This is a genomic window from Aquibium oceanicum (genome assembly GCF_001889605.1).
Lineage (GTDB): Bacteria > Pseudomonadota > Alphaproteobacteria > Rhizobiales > Rhizobiaceae > Aquibium > Aquibium oceanicum.
Genome location: NZ_CP018171.1, coordinates 4400347 through 4415211 on the forward strand (window position 1 = coordinate 4400347; position 14865 = coordinate 4415211).

The following is a 14865-nucleotide window of genomic DNA, read 5'->3' on the forward strand; positions in this document are numbered from 1 at the left end:
GGCGCCTTCGCTTCCTACATGGTCGGGGCCGCTACAGCTTGACCGCCATCTCGCGGCTCCAGAGACGCAGTTTGCGGCAGGAGGCGATGAAACCGTCGATCGCCTTCTGGCCGTCGCCGATGTCGATCATTCCTTCGTCGGCGTCCGGCTCCACGCCTGCCTTCTGAAGCAGCGGCGCGGCGTGGGCGGTGATGCCGATGAACTTGCAGTGGGCAAAGGCGTCGGCAACGAAATCGCGCGCGGCGGCCTCGCCCGTCAGGTGCTCGGCTCCCTCCTCCGACAGGATCAGCGCCACGGCGTCGAACAGGACCGACGGCCCGCCGTCGATCATGTGCTTGGCCTCGATCCAGCTGCCGTCGGCCGCCTCGACGCCGCCGACCCTGGGCGCCACGACCTCCATCATCGCGCCTTCCTTCTGGAGCGCGGCCTGAAGCTTCTTCAGGAGCGCGGCGTCGGCGCCGGGGCTGACCAGGACGCCGACCTTGCGGCCGGCAAAGCTGTCGGGGCCGTTCTGGATGATCGAGAGCGCCGGGGACGGGTCGAGATCGGTGCGCGGCGTCACCGCAGCGTCGGCCGGCTTGGGCAGCTTCTTCATGCCGAGCTTGTCGGCAACCATCTCGGCCAGTCCCTCGTCGATGTTGAGGAGATGCGAGACCATGCGCTCGCGGATCGCCGGGGTCTCGACCTTGGAGAGTTCGAAGGTCAGGGCCATGGCGATGTGCTTCTGCTCCGGCGCGGTCTGGCTGTCGAAGAACTGCCGCGCCTGGCTGTAGTGATCGGCAAAACTCTCCGCCCGCAGGCGCACCTTCTCGCCCTCGAGCGGCTCGGCGAAGGAGCGGAAGCCGCGACGGGGCGATTCGCGCGGGCCGTCGTCGAACGAGTTCGGCTGATAGTTGGTGCGCCCGACGGGGTTGCGCATCGCCATGTGCCCGTCCTGCTGGAAGTGGTGCATCGGGCACTTCGGCGCGTTGATCGGGATATGGCTGAAGTTGGTCGAGCCCAGCCGTTTGATCTGGGTGTCGAGGTAGGAGAAGTTGCGGCCCTGCAGCAGCGGGTCGTTGGAGAAGTCGACCCCGGGCGGCACGTTCTGCGTCATGAACGCGACCTGCTCGGTCTCGGCGAAGAAGTTGTCGGGCATGCGGTCGAGCACCAGCCGGCCGACGGGGATCGGCTTCAGCAGTTCCTCGGGGATGATCTTGGTCGGGTCGAGCACGTCGAAATCGAAGCCGTCGGCGAAGGCCTGGTCGAAGAGCTGTACGCGCAGTTCCCATTCGGGGAAATCGCCCGCCTGGATCGCGTCCCACAGGTCTCGGCGGTGGAAGTCGGGATCGGCGCCATTGATCTTCACGGCCTCGTTCCACACGACGGACTGGAGCCCGGCCTTGGGCTTCCAGTGGAATTTGACGAAGGTCGACTCGTCCTTCTCGTTCAGGAAGCGGAAGGTGTGGACGCCGAACCCTTCCATGAAGCGGAAGGAGCGCGGGATGGCGCGGTCGGACATGACCCACATGATCATGTTCATGGATTCGGGGGTCAGCGAGATGAAGTCCCAGAAATTGTCGTGCGCCGACTGAGCCTGCGGGAAGCCGCGGTCCGGCTCGGCCTTCACGGAGTGGATCAAGTCGGGGAACTTGATCGCGTCCTGGATGAAGAAGACCGGGATGTTGTTGCCGACGATGTCCCAGTTGCCTTCCTTGGTGTAGAGCTTGACCGCGAAGCCGCGCACGTCGCGGGCGAGGTCGAACGAGCCCTTGGAGCCGGCGACGGTGGAAAAGCGCACGAAGGCCGGGGTCTTCTCGCCGGCGCGCTGGAAAATGTCGGCGCGGGTGTATTTGGCGAGCGACTCGTAGGTCTCGAAATAACCGTGCGCGCCGTAGCCGCGCGCATGCACCACGCGCTCGGGGATGCGTTCGTGGTCGAAATGGAAGATCTTCTCGCGGAAGTGGAAGTCCTCGATCAGGCTCGGGCCACGCGGGCCGGCCTTCAGCGTGTTCTGGTCGTCTGACACGGGCACGCCGTGCGCCGTGGTCATGACGGGCGTATCGCCCTCGGCGATCTGGTGCAGTTCGCCGCCATTGCCGCGCACGAGTTTCTGGTCGTGGATCGTCGCGGTCGTGCTGGACGACTGTTTGGTGGACTTGGCCATAGTGGTTCCTTCGAGAAGAGAGACGCGCAGCGCGCGTTTCGCTTAATGAAGCGGCAGCCTTAGGGTTCCACGGTGGTTGCAATGGAGGGTGGCGGATGGCGTGCCACCACGGCTCAGTCGGTCTTCCGCGCGCGGTTTCCCGTGCCCGGCAGGGTGCCTTCCAGCTTGCAGATGATGCCGAGCATGATCTCGTCGGCGCCGCCGCCGATCGAGACGAGGCGGGTGTCGCGGTAAGCGCGGCTGATGGGATTGTCGGCGGTGAAGCCCATGCCGCCCCAGTATTGCAGGCAGGCATCGGAGATCTCGCGCGCCAGCCGCCCGGTCTTGAGCTTGGCCATGGAGGCGAGTTTCGTCACGTCGCTGCCGGCGACGTACTGCTCCACCGCGCTCCAGGCGAGCGCACGCAGCGCCTCGACCTCGGTGCGCAGTTCCGCCAGGCGGAAATGCACCACCTGGTTGTCGAGGATCGACTTGCCGAAGGCGTTGCGCTCGGAGGTGTATTCGATGGTGAGATCGATGAGGCGGTCGAAGGCCTTGATCGAACTCGCGGTCAGATAGAGCCGCTCCTCCTGGAACTGCAGCATCTGGTAGGTGAAGCCCATGCCCTCCTGCCCGATCAGGTTGGCCGCGGGAACGCGCACCTCGTCGAAGAAGAGCTGCGCGGTGTCGGAGGAGTTCATGCCGATCTTGTGGATCTTCTGGCGCGTGATTCCCCTGGCGTCCATCGGCACGCAGATCAGCGACTTGTTCTTGTGCGGCTGGCCGTCGGAGGTGTTGGCGAGCAGGCAGCACCAGTCGGCCTTCATGCCGTTGGTGATCCACATCTTGGTGCCGGAGATGACGTAGTCGTCGCCGTCGCGGCGCGCCACCGTCTTCGTGCCCGCGACGTCGGAGCCGGCGCCCGGTTCGCTGATGCCCACGCAGCCGACGAAATCGCCGGCGATCGAGGGCGCGAGGAAGTTCTTCTTGACGTGGTCGGAGCCGAAGCGGTTCAGCGCGGGGGTGCACATGTCGGTGTGGACGCCGATCGCCATCGGCACGCCGCCGCAGGCGCACAGGCCCAGTTCCTCGGCCATGACCATGGAATAGGAGAAGTCGAGCCCGAGCCCGCCATAGTCCGGATCGTACTTGATGCCGAGCAGGCCGAGATCGCCGAGCTTCTTGAAGACCTCGTGCGAGGGAAACTCCTCCGCCGCCTCCCATTCGTCCACGTATGGATCGAGTTCGGTCTCGACGAATTTCGCCACCGTGCGGCGCAGATCCTGGTGTTCGGACGTGAACTGTATGCATCCTCCTCCTCGGCACGCCGCCTGCCTCGACAACGCGAACGGTGCGGCACCGTCGCACGCGCGAAACAAACTCCCGGCACGATGCTTTCTAGATCGAGCCGGGATTCTCCGGCGCGGATGCTAGGCAACGTTGACGTAAACGTCAATCGACTGGTATGGGAAGCGCCGAAAGACGCCACTGCGGCGCAACCGATCAACCGAGGCGTTCATTGCGTTCGCCTGCACATCAAGGAGACTGACATGACCCTCGACGAGATTGCCACCGAAATGGGCAAGCGCCTGTCCGGCTCGGGCTTCGACCGCTCCGTGAAGATCGACCTCGGCTCCGACGGCGCCCTGATGATCGACGGCGAGACGGTGTCTACCGACGGCGGCGACGCTGACTGCACCATCACCATGAGCAAGGACGATTTCGAGGCACTCGCCGCCGGCGACCTCAACCCGACCGCCGCCTTCATGCAGGGCAAGATGAAGGTCGACGGCGACATGTCGGCAGCGATGGCGCTGAGCCAGGTGCTCTGAAGCTTCGGCTATTCGTTTCCGGAGGGTGGCGGTTGCCGCCCTCTCTTTTTTTGATCCTTAGCTCCTGCGGGAGCCAAGGATTGACAACCGATCCGCTACCACGGATCGAAAGTTCATGACCTACGATCGATCCTGGCTGGAGGCAGAGTTCCGCGCGAAAAGCCGCAAGAAGTTCGTGTTCTTCTGGGGTCATCAGCCGGCGAAGGATGGCAGCATCACAGCCGCATGCTTCAGCCAGTGGTGGCCCTCGCCCTTCACATCGGCGGGACGGATCTATCCGACCGCGGAACACTGGATGATGGCTGGAAAGGCCCGGCTGTTCGGCGACGAAGAAGCCGCCGAGAAGATCCGCGCCGCATCGAGCCCGAAACAGGTGAAGGAATTCGGCAGGCAGGTCCGGGGGTTCGACGAGACACGCTGGAACGAGGCCAAGCTTTGCATCGTGGTGGAGGGCAATTTCGAGAAGTTCCGGCAGAACCCGCCGCTCGGCGAGTTCCTGCTCTCCACCGGCAACGCGGTCATCGTGGAGGCGAGCCCCGTCGACAGGATCTGGGGGATCGGCCTCGCGGCGGACAATGAGCGTGCGACGAACCCGCTGCAATGGCGCGGAGAAAACCTGCTCGGCTTTGCGCTCATGGAAGTGCGTGACCGGCTCGGACGACAATGATCGAATAAGAAAAAGGCCGCTCCCGACCGAAGGCCCCCGCTGCTCGACGCATCGGGAGCGGCCCAGAGGCCCGGCCTAGGCGGCCATGGCCCGGCGCGATGCGCCTGATCTGACGATCTTCCTCCCCGACGCCTTCAGCACGCCCTTCGTGCCGTCGAGCCAACCCTCGATCAGTTCCAGCGCCAGGAAGCGGTCCTTCTCGTAGGGGCCGGGCATGGCGAGAGCGTCGGTCTTTTCAGCCGAGAAGCCGAAGCGGGCGTAGTAGGGCGCATCGCCGACGAGCAGGATGGCGCCGTGGCCGAGGCGGCGTGCCTCGGCGATGGCGTGGTTCATCAGGGCCGTGCCGAGCCCGGCGGACTTCAGCGCGGGATCGACGGCGAGCGGGCCGAGCAGCAGAGCGGGCGCGCGGCAATCGCCGACGCTCACGTCCCACAGCCGCACGGTGCCGATCAGACGACCCTCGGGGTCCCTGGCCGAGAAGGCGAGGCCCTCCGACGGCTTGCGGCCGCGCCGCAGCTTTTCCGACGACTTGCGCTTGCGCATCGGTCCCATGGCACGGTCGAGCAGCGCCTCGCGCTGCACGACGTCGGCGGGCTGTTCGCTTGCGATCGTGACGCTGCCGATCGCCTCCCTCGAGGGGGAGAGCGCCGTCACATGCATGTCACCGGCTACTGCAGTTTCGAAGTTCATATCCGCGATCCTTCACAAGCGGAGAAAAAGTCCACGAGCGAACCCGGCGCCGGCCTTAACGACCGGCGACGGGGGTGATCTGGCGGCTCTCGCGAGCCGTCAGATCACGTAGGATCGGAGCGGCTCGAAGCCGTTGAAGGCGACCGAGGCGTAGGTGGTGGTGTAGGCACCGGTGCCCTCGATCAGCACCTCGTCGCCGATGGTGAGCGACAGCGGCAGCGGGTACGGGGTCTTTTCGTACATGACGTCGGCCGAATCGCAGGTCGGACCAGCGAGCACGCAAGGAGCGACCTCGCCGCCGTCGTGCGGGGTGACGATCGGGTAGCGGATGGCCTCGTCCATGGTCTCGGCCAGGCCGCCGAACTTGCCGATGTCGAGATAGACCCAGCGCACCTTGTCCTCTGCCGACTTCTTGGAGATCAGAACGACCTCCGACTTGATGACGCCGGCATTCCCGACCATGCCGCGGCCCGGCTCGATGATGGTCTCGGGCAACTGGTTGCCGAAGTGCTTCTTGAGCGACGAGAAGATCGCCCGGCCATAGGCTTCCGCTACCGGCACGTCGCGCAGGTAGCGGGTCGGGAAGCCGCCGCCCATGTTGACCATCTTGAGCACGATTCCCTCTTCCGCGAGCGTGGCGAAGACGCGCTTGGCATCGCCCAGCGCGCGATCCCACGCAGTCAGGTCGCACTGCTGCGAGCCGACGTGGAAGGAGACGCCGTAGGGATCGAGGCCGAGCGCCTTGGCGTGGCGCAGGACGTCGACGGCCATGGCCGGCACGCAGCCGAACTTGCGGCTGAGCGGCCATTCGGCGCCCTCGCCGTCGGTGAGCACGCGGCAGAAGACGCGAGCGCCGGGGGCGACGCGGGCGATCTTCTCGACCTCTTCGACGCAGTCCACCGCGAAGAGGCGGATGCCGAGGTCGAAGGCGCGCGCGATGTCGCGCTCCTTCTTGATGGTGTTGCCGAAGGAAATGCGGTCGGCGGTCGCGCCGGCATCGAGCGCCATCTCGACTTCGGCGACCGACGCGGTGTCGAAGGACGAGCCGAGGGTCGCGAGCAGGCGCAGGACTTCCGGTGCCGGGTTTGCCTTCACCGCGTAGAAGATGCGGCTGTCGGGCAGCGCCTTCTCGAAGGCATGGAAATTGTCGCGCACGACGTCGAGGTCGACGACGAGGCAGGGGCCGTTCGGGCGGCGGGTGGCGAGGAAGTCGAGGATACGCTGGGTGGCCATCGGGTCTCTCCAATCGCGCCTTTCGGGCGCGCGCAATCGGGCTCCGCCCCGCCGGCGCACGGCCGGTCGAAGAGCGGTTCGGACAAAGTGCGAAAAGCGAGAGTCGAGGATCCGGCCGGTGGAGACGCCGGTACCAGGAACCCGCTTTGCGCGGCGATGAGTGACGGCTGTTCAGCCGGCGCTCGCTTTGTCTGCCTCAGCTTTGGAAGGGAGCCCCGTCCGCACTGTCGGCAATGATGGTGTGCCTCTTCAGTAACCCCGGTCTTTGGACAACCGGAAGAGAACCAGAAAGGCCCGCACCGTCGTTGCTTCAAGGCGTCCTCGGATCGGCGGTTGGCCGTCGAACCGACCGGAGGGGTTAACTCCGGTTACCTTACCGATGTCCTCGCCATTCGAGGGACCGGCGGACGCCCACAGGCACGTGCGACTTTGGGCAGCCGGGATATATGCGCGAGGGCCTTCACAATCAATGAAAAAATCGAGGATCGGGCGAGAAATTTCCCAGCGGGCGGATTGCCGCAGAAAGGGCCGCGGCAGGGAACCAATCGGCAACTCGCCCGTAGTGGACGGACTCGCCTTACACGTTGAAAGAAGGTGTGATCATGGCTCCCCTCGAAACAAGAAGCACAGTCGCGGTCGGCGGACAGCCGATCTATTCGACGTTCGTGCAATTCCCCGTTGTCTGCTTCACCCTCACGCTTCTGACGGACATCGCCTACTGGCGTACGTTCAACCTGATGTGGCAGAATTTTTCCTCATGGCTGCTTTTTGCCGGCCTGGTGTTCGGCGCGCTCGCGGTGATCGTCGGCATCATCGACTTTGCCGTGCGGCCCGCGATTCGCGCCAGCCGGCCGGCCTGGCTGCACGTCATCGGCAGCGTCGTCGTCCTCGTCCTCGCCCTGCTCAACAGCCTGGTCCATGCCGGCGACGGCTGGACCGCGATCGTTCCGTGGGGCCTCACGCTTTCCGTCATAACCGTCGTCGTCATGATCATCACGGACTGGCTCGGCCGGTCGATGGTCTACCGCCACGGCGCTGGAGTGTCCCACCATGCGTAGCAGATCGTTTTTCACCCGCACCCTTCTCGCCAGCGTCTGCCTGGCATTCGCGCCGGCAAGCCTGGGCCACGCCCAGGATTTCGACGTGACGCAGCAGATGGGCCCCGATCCCGTGCTGCCCGAACCGAACCCCGGGCTGATCGCGGAGATGAAGATCGCCGAGGTGATCGGCTGGGGCGAAGGCCAGACACCGACGGTGCCCGAAGGTCTCACGGTCACCGCCTATGCCACCGGCCTGGCCAACCCGCGCAACGTGCACACCCTGCCGAACGGCGACGTTCTGGTGATCCAGTCGCGCGGCCCCTCCGGCAAACCCGTCTCGCGGCCGAAGGACGTGATTCGCGGATTCATCATGTCGATGGCGCATGGCGGCGGAGGCGAGCAGAAAGAGAGCAACAAGATCACCCTGCTGCGCGACACGGATCGCGACGGCACCGTGGACGAGACGCACGACCTCCTGACCGACCTCGCCTCGCCCTTTGGCGTCGCCTGGTACGACGGCACGCTCTATGTCGCCTCCGCCGAGGCAGTGCTCGCATACCCCTATGAACTGGGCGCCGCGAGCATCACTGCCGAACCCAAGGTGCTGACGCCGCTTCCCGGGGGCCCGATCAACCACCACTGGACCAAGGACCTGGTGCTGAGCCCGGACGGCAAGTATCTCTACGCCTCGGTCGGCTCGAACTCCAACATTGTCGAGAACGGTATCGAGGCGGAGAAGGGTCGCGCCGCGATCTGGCAGATCGACCGCGAGACCGGCGCTTCGCGTGTCTTCGCGTCGGGCCTGCGCAACCCCAACGGCCTTACCTTCAATCCCGACAGCGGCGAACTCTGGGCCGTCATCAACGAGCGGGACGAACTTGGCCCGAACCTCGTGCCCGACTACATGACATCCGTGAAGGAAGGCGCGTTCTACGGCTGGCCCTGGAGCTACTTCGGGCAGCATGTCGATCCGCGCGTGAAGCCCGAACGGCCCGACATGGTCGAGAAGGCGATATCGCCGGACTACGCGCTGTCGAGCCACGTGGCGCCGCTCGGGATGACCTTTACCTATCGATCGGTGCTGCCCGAACAGTATCGCAGCGGTGCGTTCGTCGGCGAGCACGGCAGCTGGAACCGCGACTCCTTCAACGGCTACAAGGTGGTCTACATCCCGTTCGAGAACGGCAAGCCTTCGGGCAAGGCGCAGGACGTGGTGACCGGGTTCATAAACGGCGACCAGGCGCACGGCCGGCCGGTGGGCGTGACGATCGACGGTACCGGCGCATTGCTGGTGGCGGACGACGCCGGCAACACGGTGTGGCGCGTGGCCTCCGCCGACGGCTCCATCACGCGCGAGCCGGTGGGCGAGGATCCGGTCGCCACCAGCGCGATCGGGTCGAACGATGCCGCCGAAGAGACGGCGCCGGCCGCCCTCCCCGCACCGACGAATCAGGACGCCGCCGCACCCAAGGCGACTGAACCCTCCACCGACGCAGCTGCGCCGGCCGACGAGGAGATGAACGGGCAGGAACCATCCGGCAACGCAGACGGACCGCGCCCGGCGCAGACGGAAGTCGCTCCGGCGGTGATTCCGGAGGAGGACTGAGGTTGTCGCGGGCGGCGAGGATGCGGCTCCGCACTGGTTGAACCTTGAGCTTGCCATGTACGCCGATCTGGCGTACATACGGCAATGACAGGAGAATGTCATGCTCGGGTTCGTTGATACTTCCAAACTGGTCGATGAGCGCAGCGACGCGCGGATGAACTTCCGCACCAAGCCGCGCATCAAGGAGGCCATCCAGCAGGCCGCGGCGCTGTCGGGAGTGGACGATTCCACTTTCACGATGAATGCCGCCTATCAGGCCGCGATGGAGACCATCGCGGCGCACGAACATACCATGCTGAAGCCGGCGGATTACGAGGCGTTCTTCACCGCCTTGGACTCAGCGCCGGAGCCCACGGAGACCTTGCGAGCTGCTTTCCGGCGGCATCGCGATACCATCGTTTCCAGGTGATGCCCGAGGAAGGCGCCGCGTCCTTCCTCATCGAGCCGTTCGATCCCGACAGGCACGATCGAACGGCTTTTTCGTGCGGCATCGAGCAGGTCGACAACTATTTCCGCAAGACCGCCAACAAGCTCGCCAAGGCCGGAAACGTCCGGCTATACGTAATGATCGCGCCCGACGGATTGGTGGTGGGATTCTACGCGATCAATGCCCATGCTGTGCATCACGACGAGTTGCCGAAGAGGTTTTCGCGTGCCCGACCATCCCACGGCAGCATTCCGGCAGCCTACATCTCTATGATCGGGCGGGACGGAAAGTTTCGGGGCCAAGGCTTCGGCGGCGATCTCCTGGTCGATGCGCTTAGACGAATTGCCAGAGCGGCAGATCAGGTCGGGATAGCGGTAGTGATGCTCGACGTGCTGGATTGCGGCGATCCGGCGCGGGTCGCTCGCCGAAAGGCGCTCTACGAAAGTTACGGCTTCACCGCGCTCGTTTCCAATCCCCTGAGGATGTTCCTGCCGGTCGCGACGGTGCGGGCATTGCTTTCGGAAGAAGCGGAAACCTCCGACCCGGAAGGCGGGGATGCGTGACCGGGCATCGCCTGATCGGAGGCGCCGCGCCTTGCGCATTGCGACGCATTGAACGATGTTCGTCTCATCGTTCACACTTGCGGACCACCCATGCGGCAGCGAGATTCCTACAACGCCTTTCTCGACCATGATTACCCGGAGGTGCCACACGCGCCGGAGGGGCCGCTGGCGGGGCTGACGCTGGCAATAAAGGACATATTCGACATCGCCGGCCAGAAGACCGGCGGGGGCAATCCGCAGAAGCTCGCAGAGGCGGTCGCCGCGGCAAGCACGGCTCCGGCCGTGCAGGCCCTGCTCGATGCGGGCGCGAACTTCGTCGGCCGGACGCAGACTGACGAGCTGACCTTTTCGCTGATGGGGCAGAACGCCCACTATCCGTTTCCGGTCAATCCGGCCGCGCCCGACCGCGTGACCGGCGGCTCGTCTTCGGGTTCGGCAGCGGCGGTGGCAGGAGGGCTGGCCGACATCGCGCTCGGCTCCGACACGGGCGGCTCGATCCGCGCGCCGGCGAGCTTCTGCGGACTGGTCGGACTGCGCACCACCCACGGCGCGATTTCGCTCGAAGGCACAATGCCGCTGGCGCCGAGCCTCGACACGTTCGGATGGTTCGCCAAAGACATCGGGACCTACGAGACGGTTGGCGAGGTGCTGCTGGGCGCGCCGGCGCGGCGGGAGGGAAAACTCTTCCGGCTCGCCGCGCTCGACGACCTCCTACTCGGCCCGGCGGAGGAGGCGGAATACGCGCGCATGGTGGAGAAGGTCGCGGCCACGATCGACGCGCCGGAGACGTCGCCGCCGCTTTCCCATTCTATCGACGACCTCTACTGGTGCTTTCGCAAGATCCAGTCCCACGAAGCGTGGCAGGTGCACGGCCCCTGGATCTCGGCCGCAGACCGCCGGCTCGGACCCGGAGTGAGGGAACGCTTCGAGTTCGGATCGACGATCGACGCGGCGACCTTCGCGTCCGAGACGGCCCGGCGAAACGCCTTCCGGGAGGAGTTCGCGCAGATGCTGGGCGACGACGGCATCCTGGTGATGCCGACGGTGCCGGGTGCTGCGCCGCTGAAGAACGCGACGTTTGACGATTTGCAAACCTACCGCGAGCGGGCGCTGCGGCTGCTCTGCCTGTCCGGCCTCTCCGGCTTTCCCCAGATCACGCTGCCGCTCGGCACGGTCGACGGCGCGCCGTTCGGCATCTCGCTGCTTGGTCCTGCCGGGAGCGACATGGCGCTGATCGGGATGGGGCGTGCCTTACTGGGGGAAGCGGGGTGAAGGCGCCGAGAAATTGCGTGCGGCTAGAACGCCTTCGGCAGCCCGGCCTGCCGCAGGATCGCATTCGCGGTGTGCCGGCTCGGAATGCCGACAGGCACCGCAAAGTTCTGCGCCGTGATCGGGCTGCGCCAGATCTCGTGGCTACCCTTGCCCTGGCGAACGAGCTCACAGCCTGCCTCCGACAGGAGCTTGCGGAGCGCCTTGTCGAACTGCGGCGCCATTCAAGCCGCGGAACGCTCCGCCTCGCGGAGCGCCGTGATCTGCAGGAAGACCGAAGAACGGTCCAGTTCGGGATGATTGTCCGGCAACAGGTCGAGCGCCATCGCCGACATCTTTGCCAGAAGCTCGTCGAGCGTCGCGGCATCGGCGGCGGCCGGTATGTCGTCGCAGTGTCCGCTCCAGACAGACGCCTCGTCGTCCCATACGGCCGAGATGGTGAAGATTGTTGGCTTCGACATGTCCGCTCCGATCGTGGGTGTCTTCATATCACGTCGGGCGCGCGAACTGGATACCCCCGGATTTCGCAGCGGCGCAATGCCGGTTCATGCGACCAAATCTCCATGGTCTCAAATGACGGAGCATCCGCATGGACACGCTGACCCGCATGCGCGCCTTCATCGACGTCGTCGAGGCGGAAGGGTTTTCGGCGGCGGCGCGCAAGATCGGACGGTCGAAGGCGCTGCTTTCGAAGTACGTGCGCGAGTTGGAGGACGAACTCGGGGCGCTGCTCCTGAACCGCACGACGCGGCAGTTCTCGCTGACCGAGGCGGGGCACACCTATTACAAGCGCGCCAACGAGATCATCCGCGAGATCGACAGCCTCGCCGACACGGTGCGCGAATCCTCCGGCGACGTGCGCGGACGGATCAGGCTTTCCGCGCCGCGCACCTTCGCCGATGCGCCGATCGGGCAGTCGCTGATCGACTTCGCGCTGGCGCATCCCGACATCGTGCTCGACATCAACCTCGACGATCGTTTCGTCGATCTGGTGGAGGAAGGCTTCGACCTGGCGATCCGCATTTCGAGACTCGAGAATTCCTCGCTCATCGCCCGCCGGCTGGCGCCCTTCTCCGTAAAAGTCTGCGCCTCGCCGGAGCTGATCGCGCGTACCGGCGCACCGAAGCGACCGCAGGATCTGTCGTCGCGCCCCTGCATCATCGACACCAACGGACGCTGGCTGGCGAACTGGCCCTTCAAGGGCGACAATGGCGAGATGATCTCGGTTGCGGTTTCCGGCCCGATCGAGGTGAACAGTCCACTTTCGGCCCGCGCCGCCGCTGTTTCGGGCCTGGGCTACGCCATCCTGCCCGATTTCATCGCCGCGCCCGAGATCGAGGCGGGCCGGCTCCAGACCCTGCTCGAGGACAGGATGCTGACCGGCGCCGGCATCTTCGCCGTCTATCCGCACCGGCGCTACCTGCCGGCCAAGGTCAGGGTGTTCGTGGATTTCCTCGTGCAGTGGTTCAAGGACAATGACGGCGGGTGAGCCGGCGACAGTCCCAATTTCGCCGGTTTTATGGTAGACGACCGGCGGCCAAATCAACACCTGTTCGCCGTGGAACCGATGCGACCCTTTTCGCGAACGACCGTTCCTGCTGCCGCCATGCTCGCAGGCTTCGCCCTGGCTTCTCCCGCACTTGCCCACCCGCACATCTTCGCGGAAGCACGCCTCGACGTCGTGGTGTCGCCGCAGGGCGACGTTTCCTCGCTGCGGCACCTGTGGCGGTTCGACGATCTCTTCTCCAGCACGGTGCTGCTGGAATTCGACGCCAACAGCGACCTGAAGCTCGACGACGCCGAATTGGCGGAGGTCTCCAAGACCGTCTTCGATTCCATCGGCGAGTTCGACTACTTCCAGGTCGTGCGGTCGAACGACAAGCCGGTTGCCATGAAGCCGCCGGCCAATCTGATGGCGAACTACGACGACGGCCAGTTGATCATCCTGTTCGAATCCGAGCCCGCCGACCCGCTGAAACTCGCTGGCAAGGTGGATTTCGGCGTCTACGATCCCACCTTCTACACCGCGATCGATTTCGTCGAGGACGCGAACATGTCGATCGATAATCTTCCTGACGGATGCGATCGGGCGGTGATCCGCCCCGATCCCGACGAGGCGCTCGCCCAGAACCAGTCGACGCTGACCGAGGCATTCTTCAACGACCCGGCGGGAACCGACTACGGCAACATATTCGCCACCAAGCTGGAAATCACCTGCAACGGACAGGGCTGACGCCATGAGGAACCCGAGGCTCACGCGCTCGGTCTTCGCCGTTCTGGCGCTGACCTATGTCCTGACGCATCTTCTCGGGCACGCGCATGCGCAGAGCTCGCTCGGCATCGGCACCAACGAGGCGATGCTGCCGCAGACCGGCCTCTTCGGCGGGTTTCTGAACTGGGTGAACGTACAGCAGCAGGCGTTCTACCGCGCCCTGACCGGCGCGCTGAAGGCGATGCGCGAGGACGGGTCCAGGCTCTGGGTGCTGGTCGGGCTCTCCTTCGCCTACGGCGTCTTCCACGCCGCCGGACCGGGCCACGGCAAGGCGGTGATCTCGTCCTACATGCTGGCCAACGAGGTGGCGCTGCGTCGCGGCATCCTCCTGTCCTTCGTCTCCGCTCTTCTCCAGGGCGCCAGCGCGGTCGTCATGGTCGGGCTGGTGTTCCTCGTGCTGCGCGGCACCTCGGTGTCGATGACCGACGCGACATGGTTTCTGGAGATCGCGAGCTATGCCCTGATCACGCTCTTCGGCGCCTGGCTGCTCTGGCAGAAGCTCCGGCCCCGCTTCGCGCGCCTGTCGGGCAAGGCGCCGGCGCACAGCCTTTCGGCCGCCGCCTCGCACGCGCATGATCATTCTGCCGGCCATCACCATGCGCAGGATCATCATCATGCGCATGATCATCATCACGGCCACGGCCACCATCACGATCATCACCACCATGCCGCGGGCGAGGTCTGCGAGACCTGCGGCCACAGCCACGCGCCGGACCCGGCGCTGATTTCGGGCGACCGCTTCGATTGGCGCACCGCATGGACGGCGGTCGCGGCCGTCGGCCTGCGCCCCTGCTCGGGCGCGCTGATCGTTCTAACCTTCGCCTTCCTCAACGGGCTCTGGCTCGGCGGCATCGTCTCCGTGCTCGCCATGTCGATAGGCACCGCGATCACGGTCTCTGCGCTGGCGACGCTCGCCGTCACGGCCAAGAACTGGGCCGTCGCGCTCGCCGGGGACGGGCGCACGGGCAATACGATCCACGCGGCCATCGAGATCGGCGGCGCGGCGCTTGTTTTTCTGTTGGGGCTGATGCTGCTCGCGGCGAGCTTGCAGGCGTAAGTCTTCCGGCGAGCCGGGCGCAGGGAATTGAAGCGCTTGCCTTGTCTCGGCAATGCATTTGCATTACCTTTGCCGCGATGACCA

16 protein-coding genes are annotated in these 14865 nt (G+C 65.4%); 10 read left to right on the forward strand and 6 right to left on the reverse strand.

Annotation, left to right across the window (positions count from 1 at the left end):
- Window positions 1–31: 31 nt before the first annotated feature.
- Window positions 32–2146, reverse strand: a complete 2115-nt coding sequence (gene katE / locus BSQ44_RS21495) for a catalase (RefSeq protein WP_072607130.1) — start codon at window positions 2144–2146, stop codon at window positions 32–34.
- A 113-nt stretch (window positions 2147–2259) separates the two neighbouring features.
- Window positions 2260–3432 carry an acyl-CoA dehydrogenase family protein gene (locus tag BSQ44_RS21500; protein WP_072608204.1) on the reverse strand — a complete coding sequence of 391 codons (1173 nt, stop codon included), beginning with the start codon at window positions 3430–3432 and terminating at the stop codon, window positions 2260–2262.
- 243 nt (window positions 3433–3675) lie between these two features.
- Between BSQ44_RS21500 and BSQ44_RS21505 the strand changes: the two genes are divergently transcribed.
- Both BSQ44_RS21505 and BSQ44_RS21510 read left to right on the forward strand, forming a co-directional pair.
- Window positions 3676–3957 (forward strand): SCP2 sterol-binding domain-containing protein, encoded by a 282-nt coding sequence (locus BSQ44_RS21505; protein ID WP_072607131.1) that lies wholly within the window; start codon window positions 3676–3678, stop codon window positions 3955–3957.
- Between the two features lie 115 nt (window positions 3958–4072).
- On the forward strand, window positions 4073–4624 hold the full coding sequence (locus BSQ44_RS21510; protein WP_072607132.1) for an NADAR family protein: 552 nt from the start codon (window positions 4073–4075) through the stop codon (window positions 4622–4624).
- A 75-nt stretch (window positions 4625–4699) separates the two neighbouring features.
- Here the strand turns inward: BSQ44_RS21510 and BSQ44_RS21515 are convergent, their stop codons facing one another.
- Together BSQ44_RS21515 and odc2 are read right to left on the reverse strand one after the other, a co-directional pair.
- Window positions 4700–5284, reverse strand: coding sequence for a GNAT family N-acetyltransferase (locus tag BSQ44_RS21515; RefSeq protein WP_072607133.1), 585 nt, complete (start codon window positions 5282–5284; stop codon window positions 4700–4702).
- A 129-nt stretch (window positions 5285–5413) separates the two neighbouring features.
- Entirely contained in the window at window positions 5414–6547 is a 1134-nt protein-coding gene (gene odc2, locus BSQ44_RS21520; RefSeq protein WP_072607134.1) for an ornithine/lysine decarboxylase, read from the reverse strand.
- Window positions 6548–7149: 602 nt separating this feature from the next.
- On the opposite strand from odc2, the gene BSQ44_RS21525 reads away from it, so the two are divergent.
- The 5 genes from BSQ44_RS21525 to BSQ44_RS21545 all read left to right on the forward strand — a co-directional run bounded on the left by BSQ44_RS21525 (window position 7150) and on the right by BSQ44_RS21545 (window position 11455).
- On the forward strand, window positions 7150–7605 hold the full coding sequence (locus tag BSQ44_RS21525) for a DUF2231 domain-containing protein (protein WP_072608205.1): 456 nt from the start codon (window positions 7150–7152) through the stop codon (window positions 7603–7605).
- Entirely contained in the window at window positions 7598–9193 is a 1596-nt protein-coding gene (locus tag BSQ44_RS21530) for a PQQ-dependent sugar dehydrogenase (protein WP_072607135.1), read from the forward strand. The genes BSQ44_RS21525 and BSQ44_RS21530 overlap by 8 nt, the downstream gene beginning before the upstream one ends.
- A 100-nt stretch (window positions 9194–9293) precedes the next feature.
- A complete protein-coding gene (locus BSQ44_RS21535; RefSeq protein WP_072607136.1) occupies window positions 9294–9602 on the forward strand; it encodes a type II toxin-antitoxin system TacA family antitoxin in 309 nt (102 codons plus the stop codon).
- Entirely contained in the window at window positions 9602–10183 is a 582-nt protein-coding gene (locus BSQ44_RS21540; protein WP_072607137.1) for an N-acetyltransferase, read from the forward strand. The genes BSQ44_RS21535 and BSQ44_RS21540 overlap by 1 nt, the downstream gene beginning before the upstream one ends.
- 90 nt (window positions 10184–10273) lie before the next feature.
- Window positions 10274–11455, forward strand: a complete 1182-nt coding sequence (locus BSQ44_RS21545) for an amidase (RefSeq protein WP_072607138.1) — start codon at window positions 10274–10276, stop codon at window positions 11453–11455.
- A 23-nt stretch (window positions 11456–11478) separates the two neighbouring features.
- On the opposite strand, the gene BSQ44_RS21550 is transcribed toward BSQ44_RS21545, so the two are convergent.
- Together BSQ44_RS21550 and BSQ44_RS21555 are read right to left on the reverse strand one after the other, a co-directional pair.
- The gene (locus BSQ44_RS21550) at window positions 11479–11676 is read right to left on the reverse strand and encodes a type II toxin-antitoxin system HicA family toxin (RefSeq protein WP_072607139.1); all 198 of its coding nucleotides are present in this window, start codon (window positions 11674–11676) and stop codon (window positions 11479–11481) included.
- Window positions 11677–11913, reverse strand: coding sequence for a DUF1902 domain-containing protein (locus BSQ44_RS21555; protein WP_072608206.1), 237 nt, complete (start codon window positions 11911–11913; stop codon window positions 11677–11679).
- 128 nt (window positions 11914–12041) lie between these two features.
- On the opposite strand from BSQ44_RS21555, the gene BSQ44_RS21560 reads away from it, so the two are divergent.
- From BSQ44_RS21560 to BSQ44_RS21570, 3 genes are all read left to right on the forward strand, one after another.
- Window positions 12042–12941, forward strand: coding sequence for a LysR family transcriptional regulator (locus BSQ44_RS21560; protein ID WP_072607140.1), 900 nt, complete (start codon window positions 12042–12044; stop codon window positions 12939–12941).
- Window positions 12942–13019: 78 nt separating this feature from the next.
- Window positions 13020–13685, forward strand: a complete 666-nt coding sequence (locus BSQ44_RS21565) for a DUF1007 family protein (protein ID WP_072607141.1) — start codon at window positions 13020–13022, stop codon at window positions 13683–13685.
- Window positions 13686–13689: 4 nt separating this feature from the next.
- Window positions 13690–14781, forward strand: a complete 1092-nt coding sequence (locus BSQ44_RS21570) for a nickel/cobalt transporter (protein WP_072607142.1) — start codon at window positions 13690–13692, stop codon at window positions 14779–14781.
- Window positions 14782–14865 lie beyond the last annotated feature (84 nt).

Coding starts and splice junctions, on each gene's coding strand:
- BSQ44_RS21505 (WP_072607131.1), top strand. CDS start 3,676: ATGACCCTCGACGAGATTGCCACCGAAATGGGCAAGCGCCTGTCCGGC.
- BSQ44_RS21515 (WP_072607133.1), bottom strand. CDS start 5,284: ATGCATGTGACGGCGCTCTCCCCCTCGAGGGAGGCGATCGGCAGCGTC.
- BSQ44_RS21570 (WP_072607142.1), top strand. CDS start 13,690: ATGAGGAACCCGAGGCTCACGCGCTCGGTCTTCGCCGTTCTGGCGCTG.
- BSQ44_RS21530 (WP_072607135.1), top strand. CDS start 7,598: ATGCGTAGCAGATCGTTTTTCACCCGCACCCTTCTCGCCAGCGTCTGC.
- BSQ44_RS21525 (WP_072608205.1), top strand. CDS start 7,150: ATGGCTCCCCTCGAAACAAGAAGCACAGTCGCGGTCGGCGGACAGCCG.
- BSQ44_RS21535 (WP_072607136.1), top strand. CDS start 9,294: ATGCTCGGGTTCGTTGATACTTCCAAACTGGTCGATGAGCGCAGCGAC.
- BSQ44_RS21550 (WP_072607139.1), bottom strand. CDS start 11,676: ATGGCGCCGCAGTTCGACAAGGCGCTCCGCAAGCTCCTGTCGGAGGCA.
- BSQ44_RS21565 (WP_072607141.1), top strand. CDS start 13,020: ATGCGACCCTTTTCGCGAACGACCGTTCCTGCTGCCGCCATGCTCGCA.
- odc2 (WP_072607134.1), bottom strand. CDS start 6,547: ATGGCCACCCAGCGTATCCTCGACTTCCTCGCCACCCGCCGCCCGAAC.
- BSQ44_RS21540 (WP_072607137.1), top strand. CDS start 9,602: ATGCCCGAGGAAGGCGCCGCGTCCTTCCTCATCGAGCCGTTCGATCCC.
- BSQ44_RS21510 (WP_072607132.1), top strand. CDS start 4,073: ATGACCTACGATCGATCCTGGCTGGAGGCAGAGTTCCGCGCGAAAAGC.
- katE (WP_072607130.1), bottom strand. CDS start 2,146: ATGGCCAAGTCCACCAAACAGTCGTCCAGCACGACCGCGACGATCCAC.
- BSQ44_RS21560 (WP_072607140.1), top strand. CDS start 12,042: ATGGACACGCTGACCCGCATGCGCGCCTTCATCGACGTCGTCGAGGCG.
- BSQ44_RS21555 (WP_072608206.1), bottom strand. CDS start 11,913: ATGTCGAAGCCAACAATCTTCACCATCTCGGCCGTATGGGACGACGAG.
- BSQ44_RS21545 (WP_072607138.1), top strand. CDS start 10,274: ATGCGGCAGCGAGATTCCTACAACGCCTTTCTCGACCATGATTACCCG.